General features: G+C 76.1%; 21 protein-coding genes. 11 read left to right on the top strand and 10 right to left on the bottom strand.

The window, feature by feature from the left end; translation table 11 throughout:
• Window positions 1-34 precede the first annotated feature (34 nt).
• From ABEB06_RS12015 to ABEB06_RS12025, 3 genes are read left to right on the top strand one after another with little or no spacing between them, the layout of a single operon-like run.
• Window positions 35-1,135, top strand: coding sequence for an energy-coupling factor transporter transmembrane protein EcfT (locus tag ABEB06_RS12015; protein WP_345696837.1), 1,101 nt, complete (start codon window positions 35-37; stop codon window positions 1,133-1,135).
• On the top strand, window positions 1,132-3,108 hold the full coding sequence (locus ABEB06_RS12020; protein ID WP_345696838.1) for an ABC transporter ATP-binding protein: 1,977 nt from the start codon (window positions 1,132-1,134) through the stop codon (window positions 3,106-3,108). Before ABEB06_RS12015 ends, ABEB06_RS12020 begins: the two co-directional genes overlap by 4 nt.
• Entirely contained in the window at window positions 3,105-3,914 is an 810-nt protein-coding gene (locus ABEB06_RS12025; RefSeq protein ID WP_345696839.1) for an ECF transporter S component, read from the top strand. The genes ABEB06_RS12020 and ABEB06_RS12025 overlap by 4 nt, the downstream gene beginning before the upstream one ends.
• A gap of 64 nt (window positions 3,915-3,978) precedes the next feature.
• Here the strand turns inward: ABEB06_RS12025 and ABEB06_RS12030 are convergent, their stop codons facing one another.
• Both ABEB06_RS12030 and ABEB06_RS12035 read right to left on the bottom strand, forming a co-directional pair.
• Window positions 3,979-4,344 (bottom strand): antibiotic biosynthesis monooxygenase family protein, encoded by a 366-nt coding sequence (locus ABEB06_RS12030; RefSeq protein WP_345696840.1) that lies wholly within the window; start codon window positions 4,342-4,344, stop codon window positions 3,979-3,981.
• A gap of 15 nt (window positions 4,345-4,359) precedes the next feature.
• The gene (locus tag ABEB06_RS12035) at window positions 4,360-4,872 is read right to left on the bottom strand and encodes an anthrone oxygenase family protein (protein WP_345696841.1); all 513 of its coding nucleotides are present in this window, start codon (window positions 4,870-4,872) and stop codon (window positions 4,360-4,362) included.
• 97 nt (window positions 4,873-4,969) lie between these two features.
• Between ABEB06_RS12035 and ABEB06_RS12040 the strand changes: the two genes are divergently transcribed.
• The 5 genes from ABEB06_RS12040 (at window position 4,970) to ABEB06_RS12060 (ending at window position 9,813) form a co-directional block, all read left to right on the top strand.
• The gene (locus ABEB06_RS12040; protein WP_345696842.1) at window positions 4,970-5,908 is read left to right on the top strand and encodes an AraC family transcriptional regulator; all 939 of its coding nucleotides are present in this window, start codon (window positions 4,970-4,972) and stop codon (window positions 5,906-5,908) included.
• A 149-nt stretch (window positions 5,909-6,057) separates the two neighbouring features.
• Entirely contained in the window at window positions 6,058-6,948 is an 891-nt protein-coding gene (locus ABEB06_RS12045; RefSeq protein ID WP_345696843.1) for a GNAT family N-acetyltransferase, read from the top strand.
• Window positions 6,949-7,079: 131 nt separating this feature from the next.
• Window positions 7,080-7,853, top strand: coding sequence for a hypothetical protein (locus ABEB06_RS12050; protein ID WP_345696844.1), 774 nt, complete (start codon window positions 7,080-7,082; stop codon window positions 7,851-7,853).
• Window positions 7,854-7,943: 90 nt separating this feature from the next.
• Window positions 7,944-8,441 carry a SigE family RNA polymerase sigma factor gene (locus ABEB06_RS12055; RefSeq protein WP_345696845.1) on the top strand — a complete coding sequence of 166 codons (498 nt, stop codon included), beginning with the start codon at window positions 7,944-7,946 and terminating at the stop codon, window positions 8,439-8,441.
• A 145-nt stretch (window positions 8,442-8,586) separates the two neighbouring features.
• Window positions 8,587-9,813, top strand: coding sequence for a peptidoglycan-binding domain-containing protein (locus tag ABEB06_RS12060; RefSeq protein ID WP_345696846.1), 1,227 nt, complete (start codon window positions 8,587-8,589; stop codon window positions 9,811-9,813).
• Between the two features lie 7 nt (window positions 9,814-9,820).
• Here ABEB06_RS12060 and ABEB06_RS12065 read toward each other — a convergent pair whose 3' ends face one another.
• The 3 genes from ABEB06_RS12065 to ABEB06_RS12075 all read right to left on the bottom strand — a co-directional run bounded on the left by ABEB06_RS12065 (window position 9,821) and on the right by ABEB06_RS12075 (window position 12,986).
• Window positions 9,821-10,411, bottom strand: coding sequence for a TMEM165/GDT1 family protein (locus tag ABEB06_RS12065; protein WP_345696847.1), 591 nt, complete (start codon window positions 10,409-10,411; stop codon window positions 9,821-9,823).
• Window positions 10,412-10,625: 214 nt separating this feature from the next.
• A complete protein-coding gene (locus ABEB06_RS12070) occupies window positions 10,626-11,390 on the bottom strand; it encodes an ABC transporter permease (RefSeq protein WP_345696848.1) in 765 nt (254 codons plus the stop codon).
• A gap of 6 nt (window positions 11,391-11,396) precedes the next feature.
• Window positions 11,397-12,986, bottom strand: a complete 1,590-nt coding sequence (locus tag ABEB06_RS12075; protein ID WP_345696849.1) for a dolichyl-phosphate-mannose--protein mannosyltransferase — start codon at window positions 12,984-12,986, stop codon at window positions 11,397-11,399.
• Between the two features lie 137 nt (window positions 12,987-13,123).
• On the opposite strand from ABEB06_RS12075, the gene ABEB06_RS12080 reads away from it, so the two are divergent.
• On the top strand, window positions 13,124-14,110 hold the full coding sequence (locus tag ABEB06_RS12080) for a DNA polymerase III subunit beta family protein (RefSeq protein WP_345696850.1): 987 nt from the start codon (window positions 13,124-13,126) through the stop codon (window positions 14,108-14,110).
• A 12-nt stretch (window positions 14,111-14,122) separates the two neighbouring features.
• On the opposite strand, the gene ABEB06_RS12085 is transcribed toward ABEB06_RS12080, so the two are convergent.
• Together ABEB06_RS12085 and ABEB06_RS12090 are read right to left on the bottom strand one after the other, a co-directional pair.
• Window positions 14,123-15,505: an FAD-binding oxidoreductase gene (locus tag ABEB06_RS12085; protein ID WP_345696851.1), complete on the bottom strand. Its 1,383-nt coding sequence runs from the start codon at window positions 15,503-15,505 to the stop codon at window positions 14,123-14,125.
• Between the two features lie 86 nt (window positions 15,506-15,591).
• Window positions 15,592-16,872: an MFS transporter gene (locus ABEB06_RS12090; protein ID WP_345696852.1), complete on the bottom strand. Its 1,281-nt coding sequence runs from the start codon at window positions 16,870-16,872 to the stop codon at window positions 15,592-15,594.
• Window positions 16,873-16,992: 120 nt separating this feature from the next.
• Between ABEB06_RS12090 and ABEB06_RS12095 the strand changes: the two genes are divergently transcribed.
• Window positions 16,993-17,553, top strand: coding sequence for a MarR family winged helix-turn-helix transcriptional regulator (locus ABEB06_RS12095; RefSeq protein ID WP_345696853.1), 561 nt, complete (start codon window positions 16,993-16,995; stop codon window positions 17,551-17,553).
• 35 nt (window positions 17,554-17,588) lie between these two features.
• On the top strand, window positions 17,589-18,113 hold the full coding sequence (locus tag ABEB06_RS12100; RefSeq protein WP_345696854.1) for a GNAT family N-acetyltransferase: 525 nt from the start codon (window positions 17,589-17,591) through the stop codon (window positions 18,111-18,113).
• Here the strand turns inward: ABEB06_RS12100 and ABEB06_RS12105 are convergent.
• From ABEB06_RS12105 to ABEB06_RS12115, 3 genes are read right to left on the bottom strand one after another with little or no spacing between them, the layout of a single operon-like run.
• Window positions 18,079-19,077 (bottom strand): ABC transporter ATP-binding protein, encoded by a 999-nt coding sequence (locus ABEB06_RS12105; protein WP_425559616.1) that lies wholly within the window; start codon window positions 19,075-19,077, stop codon window positions 18,079-18,081. The genes ABEB06_RS12100 and ABEB06_RS12105 overlap by 35 nt on opposite strands.
• On the bottom strand, window positions 19,074-21,818 hold the full coding sequence (locus ABEB06_RS12110; protein ID WP_345696855.1) for a hypothetical protein: 2,745 nt from the start codon (window positions 21,816-21,818) through the stop codon (window positions 19,074-19,076). Before ABEB06_RS12110 ends, ABEB06_RS12105 begins: the two co-directional genes overlap by 4 nt.
• On the bottom strand, window positions 21,815-25,093 hold the full coding sequence (locus ABEB06_RS12115; RefSeq protein ID WP_345696856.1) for an FtsX-like permease family protein: 3,279 nt from the start codon (window positions 25,091-25,093) through the stop codon (window positions 21,815-21,817). Before ABEB06_RS12115 ends, ABEB06_RS12110 begins: the two co-directional genes overlap by 4 nt.
• Window positions 25,094-25,109 lie beyond the last annotated feature (16 nt).

Genomic DNA, 25,109 nt, shown 5'->3' on the forward strand with positions numbered 1-25,109 from the left:
AGTCAGGGAAGAGCCAGGGAAGAGACCCACCGCCATGCCATCGCCCCCCGCCCGCCGCCTCGGCCCCCGCCTGCTGCACCCCGGTGCGTGGTGGCTGTGGGCGCTCGGGCTGGCCGCCGGCGCCTCCCGCACCACCAATCCGGTGCTGTTGCTCCTGATCGCGGCGGTCGCCGGGTACGTGGTCGCGGCCCGGCGCAGCGACGCGCCGTGGGCCCGCTCCTACGGGGCGTTCCTGCGGATCGGCCTGGTGGTGCTCGGGCTGCGGCTGGCGTTCGCGGTGCTCCTCGGGTCGCCGGTGGGCGGCACCCACGTGCTGGTCACCCTCCCCCACCTCCCGCTCCCCGCCTGGGCGCAGGGCGTGCGGCTCGGCGGACCGGTGGCCGTCGAGGGCGTCCTCTTCGCCTGCTACGAGGGCCTGAAACTGGCCGTCCTGCTGCTGTGCGTGGGCGCCGCCAACGCCCTCGCCTCCCCGGCCCGGCTGCTGCGCTGCCTGCCCGGGGCGCTCTACGAGGTCGGGGTGGCCGCCGTGGTGGCGACCACCTTCGCCCCGAACCTGGTCGCCGACATCCGCCGGCTGCGGGCCGCCCGTCGGCTGCGCGGCCGCGAGGACCGCGGTGTCCGCGCCGTCCTCGCCGTCGGACTCCCGGTGCTGGAAGGCGCGTTGGAACGCTCGGTCGGACTCGCCGCGGCGATGGACTCGCGCGGATTCGGCCGCACCGCCGACGTCCCGCGCCGCATCGTCCGCACCGCCGGAGCCCTCACCCTGCTCGGCCTGCTCGCCGTGTGCAGCGCCACGTACGGCCTGCTCGGCGCCGGCGGACGGACGGCCTGGGCCGTGCCGCTGCTGCTGGCCGGCGCCGCGGCGGCGGCCGGCGGGCTGGCGCTCGGCGGCCGACGCTCCGTCAGGACCCGCTACCGGCCCGACCCCTGGGCCCTGCCCGAGTGGCTGACCGCCGGCTCCGGACTCGCGGTGGCCGGACTGCTGGTCCTGCTCGCCGGACGCCACCCCGAGGCGTTCAGCCCGTCCGTGGTGCCGCTCACCGCCCCGCAGCTCCCGCTCACGGCGGCCGCCGCCGTACTGATCGGGCTGCTGCCCGCCCTCGTCGCCCCCGACCCGCCCCGGAGCAGCCGGTGATCGTCTTCGACCAGGTCTCCGTCCAGTACGCCGACGCCGACGCGCCGGCCCTGCGCGACGTCCACCTCACCGTCCCCGAGGGCGAACTGTGCCTGCTGGTCGGCCCGTCCGGCTGCGGCAAGTCCACCCTCCTCGGAACGGTCAACGGGCTGGTCCCGCACTTCACCGGCGGCACCCTGCGCGGCCGGGTCACCGTCGACGGCCGCGACACCCGCACCCACCGGCCCCGCGAACTCGCCGACCTGGTCGGCACCGTGGGCCAGGACCCGGCCGCACACTTCGTCACCGACACCGTCGAGGACGAACTCGCCTACGGCATGGAATCCCTGGGCCTCGCACCGGCCGTGATGCGGCGCCGCGTCGAGGAGACCCTCGACCTGCTCGGCCTCGCCGAACTCCGCGGCCGCGCCCTCAGCACCCTCTCCGGCGGCCAGCGGCAGCGGGTCGCGATCGGCTCGGTGCTCACCGTCCACCCGAAGGTCCTGGTGCTCGACGAGCCGACCTCCGCGCTCGACCCCGGCGCCGCGGAGGAGGTCCTCGCCGTCCTGCAGCGACTGGTGCACGACCTCGGCACCACCGTGCTGATGTCCGAGCACCGGCTGGAACGCGTCGTCCAGTACGCCGACCAGGTCCTGCTGCTGCCCGGCGACGGCACCGCACCCCTGCTCGGCGACCCCGCCGAACTGATGGCCCGCTCCCCCGTCCGACCGCCCGTCGTCGACCTCGGCCTGCTCGCCGGCTGGGACCCGCTGCCGCTCACCGTCCGCGACGCCCGCCGGCGGGCCGCGACGCTCCGCGAACGGCTCACCACCACCGCGGCCCCGTCCGCGCCCGCTCCTCTCGGCGAGACGCTGGTCACCGTCGCCCGACTGGCCGTCACCCGGGGCCCCGTCCCGGCGCTGCGCGGCGTCGACCTGGAACTGCGCGCGGGCGGGATCACCGCACTGATGGGACGCAACGGCGCCGGCAAGTCCACCCTGCTCGGCAGCCTCGTCGGCCTGCACGCCCCCACCTCCGGGACGGTCCGGGTCGGCGGGCTCGTCCCGCACCGCACCCGGCCCAAGGACCTGATCCGCCGGGTCGGCCTCGTCCCGCAGGACCCGCGCGACCTGCTCTACGGCGAGAGCGTCGCCGGCGAATGCGCCGCCGCCGACCGGGACGCCGGCGCGGCCCCCGGGACCTGCCGCGAACTCGTCGCCCGGCTGCTGCCCGGCGTCGGCGAGGACACCCATCCGCGCGACCTCTCCGAAGGCCAGCGACTCACCCTCGCCCTCGCCGTCGTCCTCACCGCCCGGCCGCCCGTCCTCCTCCTCGACGAACCCACCCGCGGCCTCGACTACGCCGCCAAGGCCCGGCTGGTCACCGTCCTGCGAGGGCTCGCCGCCGACGGCCACGCGATCCTGCTCGCCACCCACGACGTCGAACTCGCCGCCGAACTCGCCCACCGCACCGCCGTCCTCGCCGACGGCGAGGTCGTCGCCGACGGCCCCACCTCCGAAACCGTCCTCGCCTCCCCCGCCTTCGCCCCCCAGACCGCCAAGGTCCTCCCCCCGTACCTGACCGTCCCCCAGGTCGCCATCGCCCTGGGCAGGCCCCCCACCACTGCACCGGCCCCGAGCACACCGCAGGCGCCCGCCGTCCCGGCGCAGCCGGCCGCGGAGCGCGCTGCCGCGCGGGACGCCGACGGCTCGCACACCCCGGCGGCCCCGGGCACGCCGCGGGCGTCCGCCGTCCCGGCACAGCCAGGTGTGGGAGGCACTGGCACCCAGCCGCCCGGCGTGCCGCAGGCCCCGGTACAGCCGGCCGCCGAGCCCGTACCGGGCCTGCCGCAGGCACAGCCGAGCACGCCGCAGGCGCCCGCCGTCCCGGCGCAGCCGGCCGCGGAGCGCGCTGCCGCGCGGGACGCCGACGGCTCGCACACCCCGGCGGCCCCGGGCACGCCGCGGGCGTCCGGTGCGGAGGGGGGTCGGTGAGCGGGGTGGTGTCGCTGGGGTGGCGGTCCGGGGTGGTGCTCGGGTTGGTGTCCGCGGTGGGGGTGGCGGCGTTCGGGTGGCCGCTGCTGGCCTCGCGGAAGTCGGACCTGGTCGGTCACTCCGCCGATGCGCCGTGGCTGTTCGCCCTGCTGCTGCCGCTGCTCCTGGCCGTCGTGGTGGCGCAGCTGTCCGAGGGCGAGCGCGGTCTGGACGCCAAGGCGGTGGCGATGCTCGGGGTGCTGGCGGCGGCCGGCGCGGCGTTGCGGCCGCTGGGCGCGGGGACGGCCGGGCTGGAGCCGATGTTCTTCCTGATGGTGCTGGCCGGTCGGGTGCTGGGTCCGGCGCTGGGGTTCGTGCTGGGGGCGCTGACGCTGTTCGCGTCGGGCCTGCTGACCGGCGGTGTCGGCCCGTGGCTGCCGTTCCAGATGCTGGCGATGGGCTGGGTGTGCCTCGGCGCGGGTCTGCTGCCCGGTGCGACGTCGCTCCGTGGCCGCCGCGAGCAGGTGCTGCTCGCGGGTTACGGCGCGGTGTCCGCCGTGGCGTACGGCACGGTGATGAACCTGCAGGGCTGGCCGTACCTGAGCGGCACGTCCAGCGCGGTCTCCTTCGTGCCGGGTGATCCGCTGCCGGCGAACCTCGCCCGGTTCGCGGTCTACTGCCTGACCACGTCGCTCGGCTGGGACCTGCCGCGGGCGGCGCTCACCGCCGTCCTGTGCCTGACCGTCGGCGGGCCGCTGCTGCGGACCTTGCGCCGCGCCACCCGCCGTGCGGCGTTCGCCGCGCCGGCGTCGTTCGACCGGCCCTGAACCGGGTGCGGCGACGGGCCGCCCGCACCGGGGTGCGGGCGGCCCGTCCCGGTCCGCGGCGGGGTCAGCCCTGCTTGGGGCCGGCCGACTGGACGACCTCGAACGACCAGACGGTGGAACCGGACGCCGCGGGCTTGGGACGCTCGCCGCCCTCGCCGCCGCCCTGTCCGCCGGCGCCGCCCGGGCCGCCCGCGCTGCCGCCCTGGTGCGCCGCCTTCATCAGGCCCTCCATCCAGGCCTGGAAGGAGGCCTCGTCACGCCACCGGGTGTACACCAGGTACTGGTCGGTGCCCTCGACGGGACGGAGCAGCTCGAACCACTCGAAGCCGTCGGACCCTTCGACCGTGCCGGCCCGCGAGGCGAAGCGCTTCTCCAGCACCTCGCGCTGCTCGGCGGGGACGGTCAGTACGTTGATCTTCACTACGCTCATGGCTCCCATCCTGCCTCACGGCGCGCGGTGCAGGGCCCAGGCGAGGGAGGCGAGCGCGGCGGTCGAGGTGAGGGCGCGGACGGTGTTCCAGCGGACCCAGGTGGTCTCGAAGGCGGCGCGGGCGGCTTCGGGCGAGGTCGCCGCCGCCAAGCGGTCGTTGAGCGGGACGTTGACCACGGCGGTGATCGCCAGCACGGCGATGTAGCAGACCGCGGCGACGCCGATCCACAGCAGGACGCCCCGGTCGGCGCCGCGCAGGTGGAGGGCGCCGGCGGCGAGGATCAGCACCAGCGAGCCGAGGAAGCTCAGCATGAACCACCCGTTGAGGATGGCGACGTTGATCCGCTGCATGGCCTCCACGAAGCCGCGGTCGTCGAGCCGGGCGAGGCCGGGCATCACCGAGCAGGCGTAGGAGTAGAAGAGTCCGGCGCTGAGGCCGGTGGTGAGGGTGGCGGCGAAGAGCACCGCGGTGCGCAGGGTGGACATTCCGGCAACCTCCGTTCGCCCGATGGCGGTTCGCGTGGTCATGGTTCGATTCAACCGGCGGGGGCGGGCGGTGTTCCATGGTCGAGGCGCTCGACCGCATACGCGGGCGTCCAGGGCCGGGCGGCATAGGGTGGCGGGCATGGACGCTCTCGGTGCCCTGCTGACCGGACCCCGCGCCCAGGGGGCCTTCCTGCTGCGGTCGGTGTTCGACCCGCCGTGGGCGGTGCGGATCGCGGACGAGGCGCCGTTGACGCTGCTCACGATGGTGCGCGGCGAGGGCTGGGTGGTCCCGGACGGCGCGGAGCCGGTCCGGTTGCGGCCGGGCGACCTGGCGGTGGTGCGCGGCCCGGAGCCGTACACGGTGGCGGACCTGCCGTCGACCGCGCCGCAGGTGGTGGTCCACCCGGGTCAGGTGTCGACCGCGCCCGGCGGCGAGGAGCTGTGCGAGGAGCTGGACCGGGGCCTGCGGACCTGGGGCACGGGCGGGCCGGAGGCGGCGGCGGTGCTGCTCAGCGGCACCTACCAGCTGCGCGGGGAGGTGAGCGGGCGGTTGCTGCGGGCGCTGCCGCAGGTGGTCCGGCTGGACGGCGCGGAGTGGGGGTCGCCGCTGCTGCCGATGCTCGCGGAGGAGATCGGCCGGGACGAGCCGGGGCAGGAGGTGGTGCTGGACCGGTTGCTCGACCTGCTGCTGATCAGCGCGCTGCGGGCGTGGTTCGCCCGGCCGTCGGGGGCGGCGCCGGCCTGGTACCGGGCGCAGGCCGACCCGGTGGTGGGTCCGGCGCTGGGCCTGCTGCACGGGGATCCGGCCCGGCCGTGGACGGTCGCGGTGCTGGCCGCCGAGGTCGGGGTGTCGCGGGCGGCGCTGGCCCGCCGTTTCGCCGAGCTGGTCGGTGAGCCGCCGATGGCGTACCTGACGGGCTGGCGGCTGGCGCTGGCCGCCGATCTGCTGGCGGAGCCGGACGCCACGCTCGCCGCGGTCGCCCACCGGGTGGGCTACGGAAGCGCGTTCGCGCTGAGCGCCGCGTTCAAGCGGGTCCGCGGGGTCAGCCCGCAGCAGCACCGCGAGGGCGCCGGCTGACACCGCGCCACCCGGCGCCGACCGGCGGGTCCGCACCGACGCACCGGCGCACCACCGCACCCGCTCCGGCCCGACCCTGCCCCGGCCACCACCGCACCGCGGCGAAAACCGCTTGCCGTGGGCATGCCGTCCGTGCCGAGATAGCGGGCGTGACTGAACTGAGCATCCTCACCGACACCACGTCCTGGCGCGAGGGCGCCGAGCAGCGCCGGCTCGCGGCGTACCGGCGGGCGGGCTTCGCCGCCCCGGCGGCGGAGGCGAGCGTGGCCCGCTGGCTGGAGCGGTCGGCCGGGGCGACGGTGGCGGAGGTGCGGGCCGGGGGCCGGCCGGTGGGTGCGGTGGCCGTGGTGGCGGACGGCGACGAGGGCCGGATCGAGGAGCTGTGGATCGATCCCGCGCATGCCGGCGCCGGCCACGGCGAGGCCGCCCGCGGCTGGGCGGAGCGCTGGTGCGCCGAGCACGGCACGACCTCCTGCGGCATCCAACTCTTCGCCCCGGAGCCGCTGTTCGACGCCTACCCGGTGCGCGGCCAGAACCGGGTCAAGTTCATCGGCACCCCGGCCGCCCTGCCCGACGGGGTGACGTACCGTCCGATGACGGAGACGGAGTACCCGGCGTGGCGGCGGGCCGAGGACGAGGCGTACGTGTTCGACATCGTGCGGGCCGGCGGTCTGACCCGGGAACAGGCGCAGGAGAAGTCGGACGCGGACTTCGCCCGGCTGCTGCCGCAGGGCAGGCGGACGCCGGGGCACGCGTTCGTGGTGCTGGAGGCCGAGGAGCGGACGATCGGCACCGGCTGGCTGCACCACGGCTTCCTGCCGGGGGTGACGTACGGGTACTCGCTGTTCATCGAGGAGCACGAGCGCGGCAACGGCTACGGCCGGGCGGCGATGGCGATAGGCGAGCAGGCGGCGGTGGCGGCCGGCGACACGGCGCTGATGTTCAACGTGTTCGGCGGCAACGAGGTCGCGATGAACCTCTACACCAGCGCGGGCTTCGGGGTGCTCTTCGAGTACCGGTCCGTCGAGCTCGGCGGCTGAGCGGCCGCCGGGGAACTTCCTCGTCCCCCGGTGCGACCGAACCGGCGCGCCGACCCGTCCTGGTGGGCAGAGCCCCGCACCGGAGCGGGTCCGCATGGCCGGCGTGCGGGTGAGACCTGAGGACAAGAACGATGGACGATTTCCGTACCGCTCTCTCCGAGGAGCTGTCGGAGCTCAGCGCTCCACCCCTGGCAGGACTGATCGAGGCGGCCACCCGCGACGGCCGCCGGGTGCGCCGGCGCCGGACGGTCGCCGCGGCCGTCGGATCGGTGACCGCGCTGGCGGCCGCGGTCGCGCTGCTGGGCGGCCCGGTCGGGCCGCTCCGGCAGCCGGCCGCCGGCCCGGCGGTGCAGAGTGCGGCCGCCGAGCCGCCGGTGGGCCCACCGAGCCCGTCGGCGTCCGCCCACACGGTGCCGACCACCTCGCGGGCGCTGCTCGCGGCGGTGGTGCAGGCGCTGCCGGGCACCACGTGGAAGGGCAGCGACTACGCCGTCAGCGGGCCCGAGCAGGATGTGTCCGCGATGCTGAACGTGACGGAGGGGACGGGCACCGGCGTGGTCCGGGTCACCCTGCTCGCCGGCAAGGACTCCGGCTGCACGCAGGGCGGTGCCCGCTTCTGCACGTTCGACAGCCGGGGACAGCTCACCTCGGTGGACTACCTCACCGCGCCGTGCCCGCAGACCGTCGTGGTGACCGTCCGGCGGGCGGACGCCACCCGGGCCCAGGTGCTCTTCGGCAACTGCCGGATCGGGGAGAACGCGTACTACTTCCCGCCGGGGGCCAACGCGCTGACCGCCCAGCAGGCGGTCGAGCTGGCCGGCGGACCGGCCCTGTCGCTGCACAGCGACAGCCGGACGGTCGAAGCCGCCGAGCAGCAGTACCGCCGAGCGGCGCCACTGCGCTGACGCGCGCGGCGGTGCGGGCGGCCCCGGGCCGCTCCCACCGCCGCGCCACCGCCCCCACCCTTGCGACCCACAGATCGGGACCACCAAGCAGTGCGCGACGATGCAGACTTCACAGCGTTCGCCGAGGCCGGCGCGGGCCGGCTGCGCCAGATCGCCTACCTGATGTGCCGGGACTGGCACCTGGCCCAGGACCTCACCCAGACCACGCTGACCAAGATGTACCTCGCGTGGAAGCGGATCAACCGGCGCGACGGCGATCCGTTCGTCTACGCCCGGAAGGTGCTGCTGAACTCCCTGCTGGACCACCGGCGGCTGCGCAGCAGCGGCGAACTGGCGGTGGAGCAGCTTCCGGAGTCCGCCGGGCCCAGGGACACCACCGCGATGCGGCTGACCCTGCTGGAGGCGCTGATGCTGCTGTCCGAGCGGGACCGGGCGATCGTGCTGCTGCGCTACTGGGAGGACCACAGCGTGGAGACCACCGCGGAGATCCTGGGGGTCAGCACGGCGGTGGTGAAGTCGCAGAGCATGCGCGCACTGGCGGTCCTGCGCGGGCGCCTGGGCAGTGACCGCGAGCTGCTCTTCGGCTGAAAGGTCGCGTTCACCGAGGGTTCATGCCGTCCGATTCACCACCAAACCGGACAACCGGATCCGGCCGGACCGGACTTCCCTGTCCGTTCTCAGCCCGCTGCTGCATAATCAGGCCGTTCATTCCGACCCCGAGGAGGACCGGCCCATGCCGGCAGAGCTCTGCCCCCGCTGCGGCGCGGCACGGACGGCGGGTGGCTGCGGCTGCTTCTCGGACCCCAGCAATGCCGACACCGCCGTCCTGCCGCACGTGGAGGGCCCGCCGCTGGTGCGCCCGTACGTGGCCGCCGCGCCGGTGGAGCAGCCCGGTCCGGGGCCGGACCCCTTCGCCACCCGGCTGGCCCCGCCGACCGGCCTGCCGCCGATGCCGCCCGCGCCTCCGGCACCGCCCGTCGCGCCGTACCCGGGCGCCGGTGCCGCCGCGCAGACCACCGTGCTGCCGGGCCCGGTCACGCCCGGCCCGGTCACGCCCGGCGCCGTGCCGCTCGGCCCGGTCGCCCCGGCGGCCCCCGCCGCGGCCCCCGCCGCCGTGCCGGTCGCCCCTGCCGCCGCGCAGACCGCGGTGCTGCCGCCGGTGCCCGCTCAGCCGCCCGCGCAGCCGCCCGTCGGGCAGCCCGGGCCGGAGGCGCACACCCAGCTGATACCCCCGCAGGCGCACCCGGCACCCCCGACCCCGCCTGCCTCCGCGCCTGCCTCCCCGCCCCGTCCCGCGCGCTCCTCCGAACCCGCCACCGACCTGGGCATGTTCACCTTCCGCGAGGAGTACGTCCCCCCGCCCGGCTCGCGGGCCGAGCGCCGCGTCGAGCAGCAGCAGGCGGCGGGCCGGCGGCGGACGGTGATCGCCGGGGCGATGATCGGCCTGGCGGCGGTCGGCGCGGGCCTGGCCCTGGCCCTCTCGCCCGCCTCGCCCGACCGCGGCAACCAGGCGCTGCCCGCGCCGACCGACAGCGGCATCCCGTACCCGGGGCCCACCACGCCGACCGTCGAGGCGAGCAGCGGCTCGCCCTCCCCCGTCGCGCCCAGCACCACCAAGGCCAAGCCGCCGACCACCAGGGCCGCGGCGCCGCAGACCACGGCGGCCCCGCCGAGTCCCTCCCCGTCGGCGTCCGCCAAGCCGAGCCGCTCGGCCTCGCCGAGCCCGTCGGCCACCGTGCGCGACCTGCACCGCGGCGACACCGGCGCCGACGTGGCCGCGATGCAGTCCCGGCTCGTCAACGCCGTGCCCTGGCGGTTCGACGAGGAGGACGTCAACGGCACGTTCGACAAGAACACCGAGCAGGCGCTGCGCAACTTCCAGACGATGATGGCCATCCACGGCGAGGACGGCTGGTACGGGCCGCAGACCCGTACCAGGCTCTCCTACTACCCCGCCTGACCGCGGCTCAGCCGACGATCGCCTTCCCCAGGCTGAAGGCGGACAGCACCAGCATCACGCAGGCGGCGACCCGCACGATGACCTTCATCGGCACGTGCTTCAGCAGCTTCTGCCCGCCCAGGATGGCGATCCCGCCGACCGCGCACAGCGCCAGCCACGCGCCGAGGCCCACGGCCAGCGGCGAGGCGTACTTGGCGGCCAGGTTGGCGGTCATGATCTGGGTCAGGTCGCCGAACTCGGCGACCGCGACCAGGACGAAGCTCGCGCCGGCCACCTTCCAGAAGGAGTTGGACGAGGGCTCCTTCGCGGCGTGCCCGTCGTCCTCCTCGTCGCCCTTGGGCCAGAGCAGCATCACGGCTCCGACCAGGAACAGCAGCCCGGTGACGCCCTCCACCCAGCGCTGCGGCAGCATCGCCAGCAGGCTGCCGGCCACCAGGGCGAGGGCCACCTGGACGGCGAAGGCGGCGGCGATGCCGGCGAAGACGTAGCTCGCCCGGTACTTGGTGCCCAGGACCAGGCTGGCCAGCGCGGTCTTGTCGGGCAGTTCGGCGAGGAAGATGACGCCGAAGGTCAGCGCGGCGATGCTCAGGGGGTTCATCGGATCGGCAGGTCTCTCGGTTCAAGGGCTGCCCGACCGGTGCGTCTCGGGGATGCCTCGGCCCGACAGCACTGGTCAATGGTCACAGCACTGCGGCCGAAGGTCTCGCCGGCACCCGCGGACGGGTGCCCCGGGCGCCGGGCCCGCCCACGAGGAGCGGTGCCAGTATGTCGACGGTCCGGTGGAGGGCTACTCCCCTTCAACGCCTCCCAGCCTACCCGACGCCGGGCGGTGCTCCGGGGGCCAGAAGTCCTCGGCCGACCAGTTCCAGCACGACGACGATCGCGGCCGCCTCCACCGCGAGCAGCGCCACCAGGACGAACAGCTGCACCGCGCCGGCCTGGGCGGGCGTGGCGCCGCCGAGCAGCATGCCGACGAAGGCGCCGGGCAGGGTGACCAGGCCCACGGTCCGGGTCTGGTCGAGTGCCGGGACCAGCGAGGTGGCGGCGGCCGTCCGGGACATCTCCAGCCGGGCGTCGCGCGCCTCGAAGCCGAGCACCAGGGCGGCCTCGACCTCGCCTTGCCTGCTCCGCAGTTCGTCCAGCGCCCGGCGGCCGGAGAGCGAGGTGGCGGTCAGCGCCCCGCCGATCAGGATCCCGGCGACCGGAATCAGCGACAGGCCCTTCGCCGGCAGCAGGCCGGTGGCGAGCAGCAGCGCCAGGACCGGCAGCACGCCGGCGGCGATCGGCGCCGCCGCCCACCACCAGCCCGGGCCGTCGGTGATCCGCCGCCCGGCGGTGCGCACCGCGACGGAGAACATCAGCAGCACGAACAGCACCGAGCTCCACAGCGCGCCGACCACCCAGGCGATCACCAGGGCGACCGCGGCGAGCTGCAGCACCGCCCGGACGCCCGCCCGCAGCACCGCCCGCCCGTGGCCGAGCCGGCCCAGGCCGGCCACCGCGACGGCGGCGGCCAGCAGCACCGCGCAGGCCGCGCCGAGGGCGGGGGTGACCGGCAGCAGCTGCCCGGCGGCCATCGGCGGTCAGATCCAGCTGGTGAACCACATCCGGGCGCGCCAGTCGTCCATCGGGATCACCTCCGCCGTGTACAGCGGGTGGAAGAAGGCGAAGCAGCCGACGACGGCCAGCACGATCAGCCCGGCGCCGGCCGCGCCCCAGCGGCGCCGCTCGGGCGGGCAGCCGGGCGGGCCGAGCAGCGCGCCCAGCATCTGGGCCACCGCCAGGCAGAGGAACGGGACCAGCACCACCATGTAGAAGGAGAAGATCGTCCGTTCCTGGTACTGGAACCAGGGCAGGTAGACGCCGGCCACCCCGGCGAGGATCGCGCCGGCCCGCCAGTCCCGGCGGAAGAACCAGCGCCACAGCGCGTACGCCAGCGCGAAGCAGGCCGTCCACCACAGCAGCGGGGTGCCGAGGGCCAGGATCTGGGAGGCGCAGCCCTCGGACGCGGTGCAGCCCTGCTGGCCCTGCGGCACCTGCTGCCAGTACATCGAGACCGGGCGGCCCTGGACCAGCCAGCTCCACGGGTTGGACTGGTAGGTGTGCGGGGAGGACAGGCCGGTGTTGAAGTCGTACATCTGCGCGTGGTAGTGCCACCAGCTGCGCAGCGCGGCGGGCACCCAGGTCATCGGCACCTGCGGCAGCGGGACCTCCAGCACCGGGGTGTGCGGCGGGGAGAGGCCGGCCCGGTCGTCCGCCCAGTGCCGGCCGTAGCCGCCGTCGGTGACGAACCAGCCGGTCCAGGCCAGCAGGTAGACCAGCGCGGCGACGCCGACCGTGGAGAGGAAGGCGGGCAGGGCGTCGCGGCGCAGCATCGAGCGCCAGGGGTGCCGGGCGCCGGCCCAGCGGCGGCCCGCCTGGTCCCACAGGACGGTGAGCAGGCCGAGGACGGCGAGGATCTGGATCCCGTTCCACTTCACCGCGCAGGCGCAGCCGAGCAGGACGCCGGCCGCCAGCCGCCAGGGGCGCACCCCGAGGCCGACCTGGTCGCCCGCCGCGCCGCCCTCCGCGCGGGCGGCCCGCAGCAGGGCGCGGGCCCGGTCCCGGTCGACCAGCAGGCAGCCGAAGGCGGCCAGCACGAAGAACAGCTGCACGCCGTCCAGCAGGCCGACCCGGCTCATCACGAAGTGCAGCCCGTCCACCGCCATCAGCAGGGCCGCGGTGCAGCCCAGCAGCGTCGAGCCGAACAGCCGCCGGCCGATCCGGGCCAGCATCAGCACCGTCAGGGTGCCGAGCAGCGCCACCACGATCCGCCAGCCGAAGGGGTGCAGGCCGAACGCCCACTCGCCCAGCGAGATCACCCACTTGCCGAGCGGCGGGTGGGCCACGAACTCCGGTGCGGGGGTGAGCGGAACGATCTGCGGGACGCCGAGGATCTGGGCGTTCGCGCCGTCCGGCCAGACGCCCTCGTAGCCCTGCTCCAGCAGTGACCAGGCGTCCTTGGGGTAGTACGTCTCGTCGAAGACGAACGCGTTCGGGTACGGCAGGTCCCAGAACCGCAGCAGCCCGGCGAACGCCGCCACCGCCAGCGGTCCCCACCACCTCCACCGGTCCCGTTCGACCGCCCGCACCGCCGCGGGGGCCGGCCTCTCGGTGACTTGCGCCTGCGCCATGACCCCGCCGTCTGCTCGACCTGACACTATGTCGCCTTTGCCCGAATCCTAGCCTGCCGCCCTGTCGGCGGCGGGGCCTACGGTGGGTTGACCCTCGACCTGGTCGAGGGCGCAGAGTCCTCGGTGTGGAGAGCGGAATGCGCAGTATCGGTGAGCTGGCCCGGGAGAGCGGCCTGGGCGTGAGCGCCCTGCGGTTCTACGACGGCGCCGGGGTGTTCGTCCCGGCCCGGGTCGACCCGCGGACCGGCTACCGCTGGTACGCGCCCGAGCAGCTGGCCGGCGCCCGCCTGCTGGCCCGGCTGCGCCGGGTCGGCATGCCGCTCGCCGGGATCGCCCAGGTCCTGGACGGCGACCCGGCGAGCGCCCGGGCCGCGATCGACCGGCACCTGCGGCAGCTGGAGGACGGCCTCGCCGATGCCCGCCGCGAGCTCTCCACGGTCCGTGACCTGATCGACCTGAGGGAGCATCCGATGACCGCACCGACCCGACTCACCGTGCCCGCCCCGGCGCTCGCCGCCGCCCTGGACGCCGTCCGCTTCGCCGCCGGCAGCGACCCGGAGCACCCGGTGGTGCGCGGCGTGCTGTTCGACCCCGAGCCCAAGGACGGCCTGCTGCGCCTGGTCGCCACCGACCGGTACCGGCTGGCCGTCGCCACCGCCCCCGCGACGGTGGAAGGACCCGGCGGCGGGGTGCTGGTGCCGACCGCGCTCGCGGACGCCGCCCGGGCCCTGCTGGACGGCGCCGAGAGCATCGAACTCACGGTGGACGGGCCGCGGTTGACGCTGCGCGCGGGCGGCCGGGAGCTGGCCGGGGAGCGGCTCGACCTGGACTTCCCCGACTACCGGCGCCTGCTGCGGGTGGAGACCACCCACCGCCTGGAGTTCGCGGCGGACGAGCTGCTGGCCCACCTCGGGTCCGGCCCCGCCGCGGAGGACGGCACGGCGATCCTGGCGGCGGACGGGTTCCAGGTGCTGGTCAACCGCGAGTACCTGCTGCAGGCCGTCGCGGCCGGCGGCGCCGAGCAGCTCGTCCTGGAGCTCGGCGGCCCGATCGCCCCGCTGGCGATCCGCTTCCCGACCCGCGCGGACACCTTCTCGCTGCTGATGCCGGTCGCCCGCGACTGAGCGCGGCGCCGCTCAGGCCGGGCGGATGTTGTGGTTGAGGTGGAAGACGTTGTCCGGGTCGTACTCCGCCTTGACCGCCGCCAGCCGGGCCGCGTTGGCCGTGCCGCGCCCGGCGGTGGCGACCTCGTCGTCCTCCTCGCTCATGAAGTTGAGGTAGGAGGCGCCGACCGACCAGGGCGCCATGTCGGCGGCCGCCCGGTGGGCCCAGTCGCAGGCCCGGGCGTCGTCCGCCGGGTCCTCCCACATGCCGAACGGGTGCACCGCCCACGGCGCCGAGCGCCAGGGGACGGGGTACTCGGCCGGCCCGAGGGCGACCGCCCCGCCCATCGGGAAGAGCGCGTGCTGCGAGGGCGAGGGCACCACCATCTCGCGGGCCGCCTCGCAGAACTTCTCCAGCGCCGGGTCGGGCACCCCGGTCAGGTAGGCGGCCGACCAGTAGTTCCGGAAGCCGGGCGGGTCGTCGATCATGCACTGCAGGTCGGCGTACGGGACGTCCTGGACGACCTCCACCTGGTGCCCGTAGCCGAGCATCGGCGCCACCCAGGGCCGGGCCTGCTCGGCCGTGCCGGCGTACGTGACGAGCACGCCGGCCGCGAACTGTCCGACCAGGTGGTCCGGCACGAAGGGCTCGGGCGGGGCGGTGAAGAAGATCATCGCGCCGCCCGCCTCGTCGGGCGCCGCGTCCATCGCGTCGCGGTAGGCCCGGGCCAGCTCCAGGCCGCCCTCGGCCGGCCACATCAGCAGCGCCATCGAGAACTCCGGCAGCGGGTGCAGCCCGAAGACGAAGGCGGTGACCACGCCGAAGTTGCCGCCGCCGCCGTGCAGCGCCCAGAACAGCTCGGGGTTCTCGTGCTCACTGGCCCGCACCCGCCGGCCGTCGGCGGTGACCAGCTCGGCGGCCAGCAGGTTGTCGCACATCAGCCCGAACTTGCGCTCCAGCCAGCCCGACCCCCCGCCCAGCACCAGGCCGCCCACCCCGGTGGTGGACACCCGGCCGCCGGTCACGGCGAGCCCGTGCGCCTGGCAGGCGCGGTCGAGGTCGCCCATCACCGCGCCGCCGCCGACCCGGGCCACCCTGGCCACCGGGTCGATCTCCACCGCGTTCAGCCGGCGCAGGTCGACGACCAGGCCGCCCTCGCTGAGCGCGGCGCCGGTGACCCCGTGCCCGCCGCAGCGGACCGCGATCTCCAGGCCGCGCTCGGTGCCGAAGGCCACCGCGGCGGCGGCGTCGTCGACCGTCGCGCACCGGGCGATCACCGCCGGGCGCTTGTCGACCATCGCGTTGAAGACCACCCGGGCCTCGTCGTAGGCCGGGCTCCCCGGCGCGATCACCTCACCGGAGAAACGGGACCGCAGTGCGTCCAGTGCCCGGTCGTCCAACAGCTCGGCAGTCATGGGGGCACGCCTTTCTCGGGGCCCGCTCCGACAGTACGCCAATCGAGCGTAAGCCCGGCCCCTCGGCCGGCGCACCCGCAGCGGCCTCAGGCCGCCGTGCGCAGCTCCCGCACCGGCCGCTGAGCGACCGTCAGCACCCGGACGTTGTCCTGCGCCGGGGTGAGGTGCCCGCGCAGCTTGACCGACAGCGCCACGATCAGGAGGGTGCACAGCGCCATCGCCGCCAGGTACAGCGGCCAGGTGCCGGCGCCGACCAGCAGCACGCCGACCGCCGGGCCGACCGCGACGGCGATCTGCTTCACCAGTGCGTACCCCGCGTTGTAGGTGCCGAGCAGCCGGGTGGGGGCGAGGTCGGCGACGATCGGGCCCAGGGTCGGGGCGAGCAGCGACTCGCCGACGCCGAACAGCGCGTAGATCGCGACCACGGCCACGGTCGCGGCCAGCGCCTCGGAGCGGATCAGGCCGGCGACCAGCGCCATGCCCCAGGCCGCCAGCCAGACCACGCCGGCCGCGGCCATCGCGGTGGTGCGGCGCCGGCGCTCGGTGAGCCGGACCACGAACATCTGCAGCACCACGATGGTCAGCGCGTTGGCGCCGATCGCCAGGCCCAGGGTGGAGGGCGCGGTGCCGACGGTGTCGGTGGCGAACGCGGCGACCCCGGACTCGAACTGGCCGTAGCAGGTGAAGAAGATCAGGCCGGCGAGCAGGCAGAGCCGCAGCATCGCCTTGTCGGCGACCAGGGCCCGCAGCCCGCGCCGCTCCCCCGCCCCGGCGGAGCCCGCGACCTCCAGCGCGGCGGCCGGGATCCGGGCGGTGCCGGTGACGGCGGCCAGGCCCAGGAAGGTCAGCGCCTCGATGGTGAACAGCCGGGTCAGGCTGGCCGGGTCGGCGACGTCGACGATCTGGCCGCCGACCAGGGCGCCGAGGCCCATGCCCAGGTTGACCAGGGTGAACTGCAGGGCGAAGGCGCGCGAGCGCTGCTCCTTGCCGGTCAGCCGGACGATCATCGTGGCGAGCGCCGGCTGGCAGGTGGTGACACCGGCGCCGAACAGGAAGGAGGAGATCAGCAGCCCGGGCGTGGTGGCGGCCTGACCGAAGGCGAACGCGCCGACGGAGGCGATCGCGGCGCCGGCCAGCAGCACCGGACGCGGCCCGTACCGGTCGATGCCGCGCCCGGTGAACGGGAGCACCGCCAGCGCGGCCAGCGCGAACACGGTGAACACCGCGCCCGCCGCCGCACTGCCGAGGCCCCGCACCTGGTCCACGTACACGAACATGTACGGCATCGTGAACCCGCTGCCGAAGGCGCTGAGCGCGTTCCCGACCTGGACGCGACGCAGCCGACCGCCGCCGCCCCACTGCTTCACTGCACACCCCTTGAGAGTCATAGTCTTTAGACAGCAAGATTTAAGAGCTAAACTCTAAGGGTTGCAAGCCTCAAAGGTCAAAGGCTTAAGGACTGCAGGCTGCGTGGGAGAATGACCGCCATGAGTGCACGCAGACCCGAGCCCGCCGACGGCGGCGAGCTGGGCATCGCCGAGCAGGTGGCCGTCTACCAGCGGGAATTCCCCACGGTGGACCCGCAGGTGGAGACCATCGTCTCCACCCTCTCCCGGGTGTCCCGGCGGATGAACGTCGCCTACGGGCGCCAGCTGGCCGCCCTCGGGATCACCTCCGCCGAGTGGGAGGTGCTCAAGGCCCTGGTGATCGCCGGCAGTCCGTACCGCCTCGGTCCCGGCGAACTGGCCAAGCGGCTCGGGCTGACGCCCGCCGCGATGACCCACCGGATCGACCGGATGGTCACCGAGGGCCTGGTCACCCGGGAGCGCGACGAGAACAACCGGGTGCGGGTGATCATCGAGCTGACCGAGGACGGCCGCGACAAGTGGCTGGAGCTGATGCGGATGGCCGCCGTCTTCGAGGCGGACATCCTCCAGGACATCACCGGCGAGGACCGGACGGCCTTCGCCGGCATGCTCTCCCGGATGCTGCGCCGGATCGAGGAGAGCCAGCCCGACGCCCTGGGCCGCACCGAGGACCTGGACTGAGCCGCACGGGCTCCGACGACGAGGGGGGACCGCGGATGACACGCGGGGAACTGATCACACTGCGGGCGATGGGGCCCGAGGACGCCGAGTCGCTGTGGCGCTGGAACCACGACGCCGAGGTGATGCGGTGGATGGACGACACCTACCCGTCCACCGTCGAGCAGGTCCGCGGCTGGCTCGGCGACCGGCCTCGCAACACCTACGCGGATGTGCTGTTCGGCATCGAGGCGACCGGGGACGGCGTGCTGATCGGCCTGGTGATGCTGCACGGCACCGAGCCGGAGAAGGGCATCGCCAAGCTCGACATCTACCTCGGCGAGAAGGAGTACTGGGGCCGCGGCTTCGCCACCGACGCGGTGCGCACCGCCTGCCGGTACGGCTTCGAGGAGATGCGCCTGCACAAGGTGACGCTCACCGTGGTCACCGAGAACCACGCCGCCCGCACGGTCTACGAGAAGGTCGGCTTCGTCGAGGAGGGCCGGCTGCGCCAGGTGTTCCGCCGCGACGGCGCGTGGTGGGACATGTTCACGATGGGCCTGCTGGCGGACGAGCTGCGCTGAGCTCCGCCGCCTCGTCCGGCCGGACCTCGATGCGGTCGGCCGCCAGGTCGACCGCCACCCGGTGCTCCATGCCGAGCGCGGCCAGGAAGTGCCGGGGCAGCTGGATCCGGCCGGTGCGGTCGAGCATCGCGTACTCGCGCTCGCTGACCCGCTCCGCGCCGTCCTCGCCGACCACGGTCGAGCGCAGCACCTCGGTGCTGGTCCGGCCGTCCCGGACGGCGACGGTGCGGCGCACCTCGCCGGCCACCATCGGGTCGTGGGTGACGATCACCACGGTCGCGGCCAGCTCCCGGTTGACCGTCCGGAAGGCGTCGAAGATGCCCGCCGCGGTCTCCGAGTCCAGCTCGCCGGTCGGTTCGTCGGCCAGCAGCACGGCCGGGTTGTTGGCCATCGCCACGGCGATGGCCACCCGCTGCTGCTGGCCGCCGGAGAGCTGGGCGGGCAGCCGGTCGGCGAGCGGGCCGATCTCCAGCGCCTCCAGCAGCTCGGCCACCCGGGCGGCGTGCCGCTTGGCGGCGCCCCGGGTGCGGCGGGCGCCGCGCAGCTGCATCGGCAGCGCGACGTTCTGCGCGGCGGTGAGGAAGGGCAGCAGGTTGCGCGCGGTCTGCTGCCAGACGAAGCCGACCACCTCACGGCGGTAGCGCAGCCGGTCCCTGGCGTTCATGTCGAGCAGGTCGCAGCCGTCCACGGTGGCCCGGCCGGCGGTCGGGCTGTCCAGCCCGGCGAGGATGTTCAGCAGGGTGGACTTGCCGCTGCCGGAGGCGCCGACCAGGGCCACCAGGTCGCCGCGCTCGACGACCAGGTCCAATCCCTGCAGGGCCTGCACCTCGACCTTCTCGGCGGTGAAGATCCGCACCACCCGGTCGCACACGATGGCCGCGCCTTCGCCGTACCGGGCCGGTTCGGCGGCTGCCAGCGCGGCGCGCTGCAACTCCCGGTAGCTGGGCGCCGGTTCAGTGGTCAACGGTCGTCTCCCGCTCTCAACTCGGTGGTGATCTGGCGCCGGCCGGAGATCGCGGCCTCGGCGAGGACGGTGACCGCGGCGACGGCGGCCAGCAGGCCGGCCTGGGTGAGCACCGGTACGGCGGCCGGGGTCAGGCCGCCGGGCACGACCGCGCCGACCACCGCGGACAGGTCCACGGCCGGGCCGAGCAGCAGTACCGCGAGGACCGCGAACAGCGCGCCGGCCAGGGCCGCGAGCAGCGCCGACGGCAGCGCCTCGGTCAGGATCAGGGCCAGGCCCTCGCGCGGCCGCAGGCCCATGGTGCGCAGCCGGGCGAGCAGCGCGGCGCGCTCCGGTCCGGAGCGGACCAGGGAGATCAGCACCGCCAGCACCGCGAAGCCCGCCGCGGCGGCCACCGCGGCGCGGAACACCGCCCCGGCGGCCCGGCCCAGCGGGTCGGCGGCCAGCCGCCGCACCGTCTCGGCGCTGGTGCGGACCCGCTTCGGGTCGGACGTGTCGCCGAGCAGGGCGCGCAGGGCCGCGGGGTCCGGGTCGCCGCCGGCCAGCCACAGGTTGGCCCTGGCGGTGCCGGGCAGCCGGTCGTGCACCGGACCGGCCGGCAGCACCACCAGGTCGCGGGCGCGCGGCGCCGCGGGGGTGGCGCCGACCTGCCCGACCGGGCGGATCAGCACCTCGCGGCTGCCCAGGTGCAGGGCGCGCGGCTCCTCGTCCAGCCGCTCGGCGAGCGCGGGGCTGACCAGGGCCGGCACCGGCGCGTCGGCGGCCACCGGGCCGCTCAGCAGCGCCGGGTCGAAGGCGCCGACGCCGAGCTGCTCGGCGAGCGCGGCGTACGCCGCCGGGTCGGCGATCACCACGGTCAGCGAGCCGGCCAGGCTGCGGTCGGCGGTGGCCGTCGAACCGTCCAGGTCGAGCCAGACGCCCTGCGCCGAGCGGACGCCGGGCAGCCGGCCGGCGGCCTCGACGAAGCCGTCCGGCAGGGCGAGCCCCGGAGCGGCGGCGACCCGGGCGTCCGCGCCGACCTCGGCCCGGGCCGCGCGCAGCCGGCCGTGGTCCACCGCGGCGAGCACGGTGGCGCCGAACCCGGCGGTGGTGACCGCCAGCAGCAGCGCGAACACCGGCAGCACGCTCGGTCGCCGGCCCGTCCCGCGGGCGGCCCGGGCCAGGCCCAGGAAGCCGATCGCACCCGGGCGCCGGGCCGCCGCCCGGGCCGCCCCGCCGATCAGCACCGGGTGCAGCCGGGCCAGCAGCAGCGCGCCGGCCAGCGCGAGCAGCAGTGGTGCGGCCACCAGCAGCAGGTCCACGCCGCCCTCGGCGGGGGCGACCCCGCGGCGGCGGACTGCGGCGACCGCCCCGGCGGCGGCCAGCACCACCGCGAACTCGACGACCGCCCGGCGGCGGCCGGCGCTCCCGCCGGGCCGCAGCGCCCGCAGCGCGCCCAGCGGCAGGGCCAGCAGGCCGACCAGGGCCACCGCCGTCCCGGCCAGTACCGCGCCGCCCCAGCGCGGGGTGGGCAGCAGGAGCAGGGCCAGCGCGGTGCCGAGCAGGGCGGCGGGCAGCGCGGTGACCGCGCTCTCGCCGAGCAGCCGGCGCAGCAGCCCGCGGGTGGATGCGCCGCGGGCCCGCAGCAGGCGCAGTTCGGCGGCGCGGCGGTCGGTGGCGAGCGCGGCGGCCAGCAGCAGCACGGTCAGCGCCACCCCGGCCGCGCCGACCGGGCCGAGCACGGTCAGCGGCGCGGCGGCGGCCTGTCGGCGCTCGGCGGTGGCGATCGTGCCGGGCAGCGAGGAGGAGAGGCGCAGGTCCTGCCGGAGGGTGCTGTTGGGCAGGGCGGCGGCCTGCGGACCGGAGATCAGCGAGGCCAACGCGCGGCGCACCTCGGGCAGCCGGTCGGCGCGGAACACCGCCTCGTCGATCGGGACCTGGAAGAAGTCCTCGGCCGCGTCGCCCCACGCCCCGAGCGACGGCAGGCCGCCGGTCCCGGTGACCGCGCCGGTCAGCCAGTAAGGCACCGACTCGCCCGGGGCCACCTCGACGGACTCCAGGCACGGGCCGGTGGTGCACTGCACCCCGGCCCAGAAGGCGCCCTCCGGGTCGTCGGGGACGAAGGTGCCGACCACCTCGGCGGTGAACCGCTCGTCCCTGGCGACGGCCCGCACGTCGCCGCCCGGGGCCGCGCCGGCGTCCAGCACCTGGCCGACCCGGATCTTCAGCGTGTCGGCGGTGGCCTGGGAAACAGCGATCTCGAAGCGCAGCCCGTCCTGCCCGCCGCCCGGCCAGCGGCCCGCGGTCAGCCGGGCGTGGCCGGCGACGTCGTGCAGGTGGGCGAGGCCCAGCTTGGGCGGCAGGGTGCCGGGGCGCGGCAGCTCCGGGTCGAGCAGCGCGCGGGGGGTGCGGGCCCGGGAGCCGTACACCTCGCCGGCGGCGGCCAGCCGCAGCGGGGCGTGCACCTCCTTGGCCAGCACCGCGGCGATCCGGTCCAGGTCGGCGGCCCGGTCGCCGGAAACCTCGCGGGTCTGCACCGAGGCGGCCAGCAGCGCGTTGCCGGTCGGGCCGCTGCCCCGCACCAGGTCGCGCAGCGCCCCGTCGGCCGCGCGGTCCAGCGCCCGCGGCAGCGCGGCGGCGAGGAAGGCCGCCACCAGCACCAGCACCGTCCCGAGCACCGCCGCGTACGGCGCCGCACCCAGCCGGGTCCGCACCCACGGCACCCGCACCGGCGCCGCCCCCGGACGGTCGAGCCCGCTCACATCTCCTCCACGTGCCGCAGGCGGGAACCGGGTTCGCGGTGGCGGCGGGCGGCGGGCCGCGCGGACACCAGCAGGACGGCGGCCATCGCGGCCGCCAGCAGGGCGACCTGGCCGAGCGGCAGACGGACCAGCACCTCCGGCACCGGGCGGTGCGCGGTCGGGGTGAGCACCATCAGCGGCACCATCAGGTGCACCAGCAGCGCGCCCAGCCCGAGCCCCACGCCGAGCCCGAGCAGGGCCAGCACGCCCTGCTCCGCGGCGACCGTCCGGGCCAGCCGCCTCCGGGGCGTGCCGAGCGCGACCAGCACCGCGAACTCCGCGGTCCGCTCGGCCGCCGCACCGGCGGAGGCGGCGGCGAAGCCGATCGCGGCGAGCGCGGCGGCGGCCACCGCGAGCGCGGCGAGCGCGCTCTGCGGGGCGGCGCCGAGCGGGTCGGCGCGCAGGTCGGCGGCGAGTTCCTGACGGACCTGCAGGTTCTGCACGGTGGCGCCGGCCCGCAGCCGGTCGGCGGCCTGGCGGGGGGTCGGGTCGTCCGGTCCGGTGCCGGGCAGCCACCACTCGGTGGGGCCGAGCCCGTAGTCGCCGTGGGCGGCGAGCACCCGGTCGAGGGTGGCGAGGTCGAGGGCGATCGCCGGGCCGAACGCGGTCGGCAGCGCCTGCACCTGCGCGACGACCTTGACCTTGATGGTGGCGGTGCCGAGCGGCACCCGGACCTCGTCGCCGACCGAGGCACCGCTGCCCGCCAGGTAGTCGCGGGTGGCGACGGCGACGGGCTCGGGCGCCACCGCGGCCGCGCCCTCGGCGTCGATCGGCGCGACGGTCATCCGCTGGACGCCGCGCGGCCCGGACAGGGTGTGGTAGTCGAGCAGCAGCAGCCCGGTGCCGACCTTCGCGCCGAAGCCGTCCGAGGGCAGCTTGCCCTTGGCCTCCGCGGTGACCTTCCAGCCGAGGCCCTCGGGCAGGGTGACGGGGGCGGGGGCGGCGCCGGGGCCGTCCAGGGCGGTGATCCGGTCGATCGACAACTGCCCGGTGACGCCGCTGTCCGGCTGGAGTTCGCTCTCCACCAGCAGCCCGGCGACGGTGAGCGGCCAGGCGGGGGTGCCGGTCGGGGCGCCGTACAGGCCGCCGAGGTCGACGGAGACGTGCTGCGCGCCGGATTCGGCGATCGGCGGGGCCTGCACGGTGTAGGAGACGCCGAGGCCGTCGCGGAGCAGGATCCGCAGCCGCAGGTCGTGCCGGCAGACCCCGGGGCAGGCGAACCCGTCCATGTCGGGCAGCGGGTGGGCGGGGGTGGTCACCCGGGTGGTGACGTCCAGGTCGATCCGGGTCGGCCGGCCGGGCAGCACCGGGCCGGCCTTGGCGCCGGTCAGCGGCTCTGCGGGCAGCGCGGCGAACAGCGCCTTCGGGTCCCGGCCGTCCAGCAGGTCGGAGCGGACCGGCAGGTGCGCGGCGGCGGCCCGGGCGTCGAGGGCGAGCACGGTGGCGGCCCGGCCGTCGGTGAGGTGCTGGTCCTTGCGGATCACGGGGATCAGCCGGTCGCCGCCGGGCAGTGCCCGGTACTGGCCGCCCTGCCCGGCGACGGGCACCGCGGAGCCGGATATCCGCAGGCCGCCGGCGGTCGCGAAGTCCGCCTGGTCGGCCTGCGAGGCGGACCAGGAGGCGCGCTGACCGACCGCCAGCATGCCCATCGAGGTGGCCAGCACCAGCAGCAGGACCGGTCCGGCGCCCCGGCCGGGCCGGCGGGCGAACTGCCAGCCGGCCAGCGCCGGTGCCAGGCCCGCGCCGCGCGCGGCCAGCCGCTCGCCGAGCCGGGCCGCGAACGGCAGCAGCCGCAGCACCAGGACGGTGCCCGCGCACAGCGCCAGGGTCGGCGCGGCGACCAGCAGCGGGTCGACGCCGAGCCGGCCCGCCGCGTCCGCGCTCAGCCCGCCGCCCGCGTAGTGGGTGAGCTGCTGGTAGGCCAGCACGGCCAGCACCAGCAGGGCGAGGTCGGCGCCGGAGCGGACCGCCCCGGCGACCGCCGCTCGCCGCCGGCCGGCCCGGCGGAGCACCGCCGTGCCGGCGGAGCGCAGCAGCACCGGGACGACCGCGAGCAGCACGCAGCCGACCGCGACGGCCGCCGCGACCGGCCAGCTGACCGCGGGCACGCCGGTCGGCAGTGCCCCGCCGGTGCCGGGCAGCAGGCGCAGCAGCAGCGGGGTCAGCGGCGGGGCGAGGACGGCCGCGGGCAGTGCCAGCAGCGCGGCCTCGGCGGCGGTGAAGGCGCCGATCCGCCGCCGGGAGGCGCCGCGGGCGGTGAGCAGTTCGTTCTCGGCGGCCTGCCGGTCGGCCAGCAGGTGGACCACCAGCAGCAGCGCGGCGGCGGCCAGCACCGCGAGTTGCAGCGCGCCGACCAGCAGGGTGGACCGGGCGACCAGCGCGTCGGTCGCCAACTCGTCGAGCAGGGCGGGCAGGTCGGTGTCGGTGCGCAGCGACTGCTCGCGGCGGATCCGGTCGGCGAGGTCGACCGCGCGCTGCCGCAGCGCCCCGGTCCCGGCGACCGGCAGTGCGGTGAAGTCGGCGTCGACCAGCCAGGAGCGGGCGCCCTGGGCGACCGTACCGCCGGTGAAGACGGTGTCGTCGGCGAGCAGCGGCCCGTAGCTGGCGAAGCTCAGCAGCTGGGTGCCGCGCCCGGCCAGCGGGTCCAGTCGCCAGTACGGGTCCTCCCGGTCGGCGACCCGGTAGACGCCGGTGGCCAGCACGGTGAGCGGCCGGCCGGTGAAGCGGTCGGTGAGCTCCAGTTCGGCCGGCAGTCGGGCGCCGGCGAGGCCGAGGCCGGCCAGGGCGGGCTCGGGCACCGCCACCTCGACCGGACCGCCCGGACGCGCGGCGGCCGGCCAGCTGCCGTCGGCGAGGACGGTCCGGGCCCGGTCGAGCGCGGCGATCGTGGTCAGGTCGGGGTCCTTGCCCGGCGCGGCGGTCGCCGCCAGCCCGTACGAGCCGCTGCGTGCCACCGCCTGCACGGTGACCGGCAGCGGGGCGAACAGGTCCTGGGCGAAGCCGCGCACCGCCGCGTCGTCCGCGGTCCGGTCGGCGAGCGTGCGGTCGCCGGAGAGCAGCACGGTGGTCCGGCCGTGGCCGGGGCCCTGCAGGGCGCGGCGCGTACCGGCCTCGTCCGCCGCGCGGTCGAACACCGTGAGCGCGGTCAGGACGGCGGTGGTGATCAGGACGGTGAGCAGCGCGGCGGACGCCAGCGGCAGCCGTCCGCGCAGCCGGCGCACGACGAAGCCGACCATCCCCGTTCCCCCCGTT

It is taken from the genome of Kitasatospora terrestris, from assembly GCF_039542905.1.
Classification (GTDB): Bacteria; Actinomycetota; Actinomycetes; order Streptomycetales; family Streptomycetaceae; genus Kitasatospora; species Kitasatospora terrestris.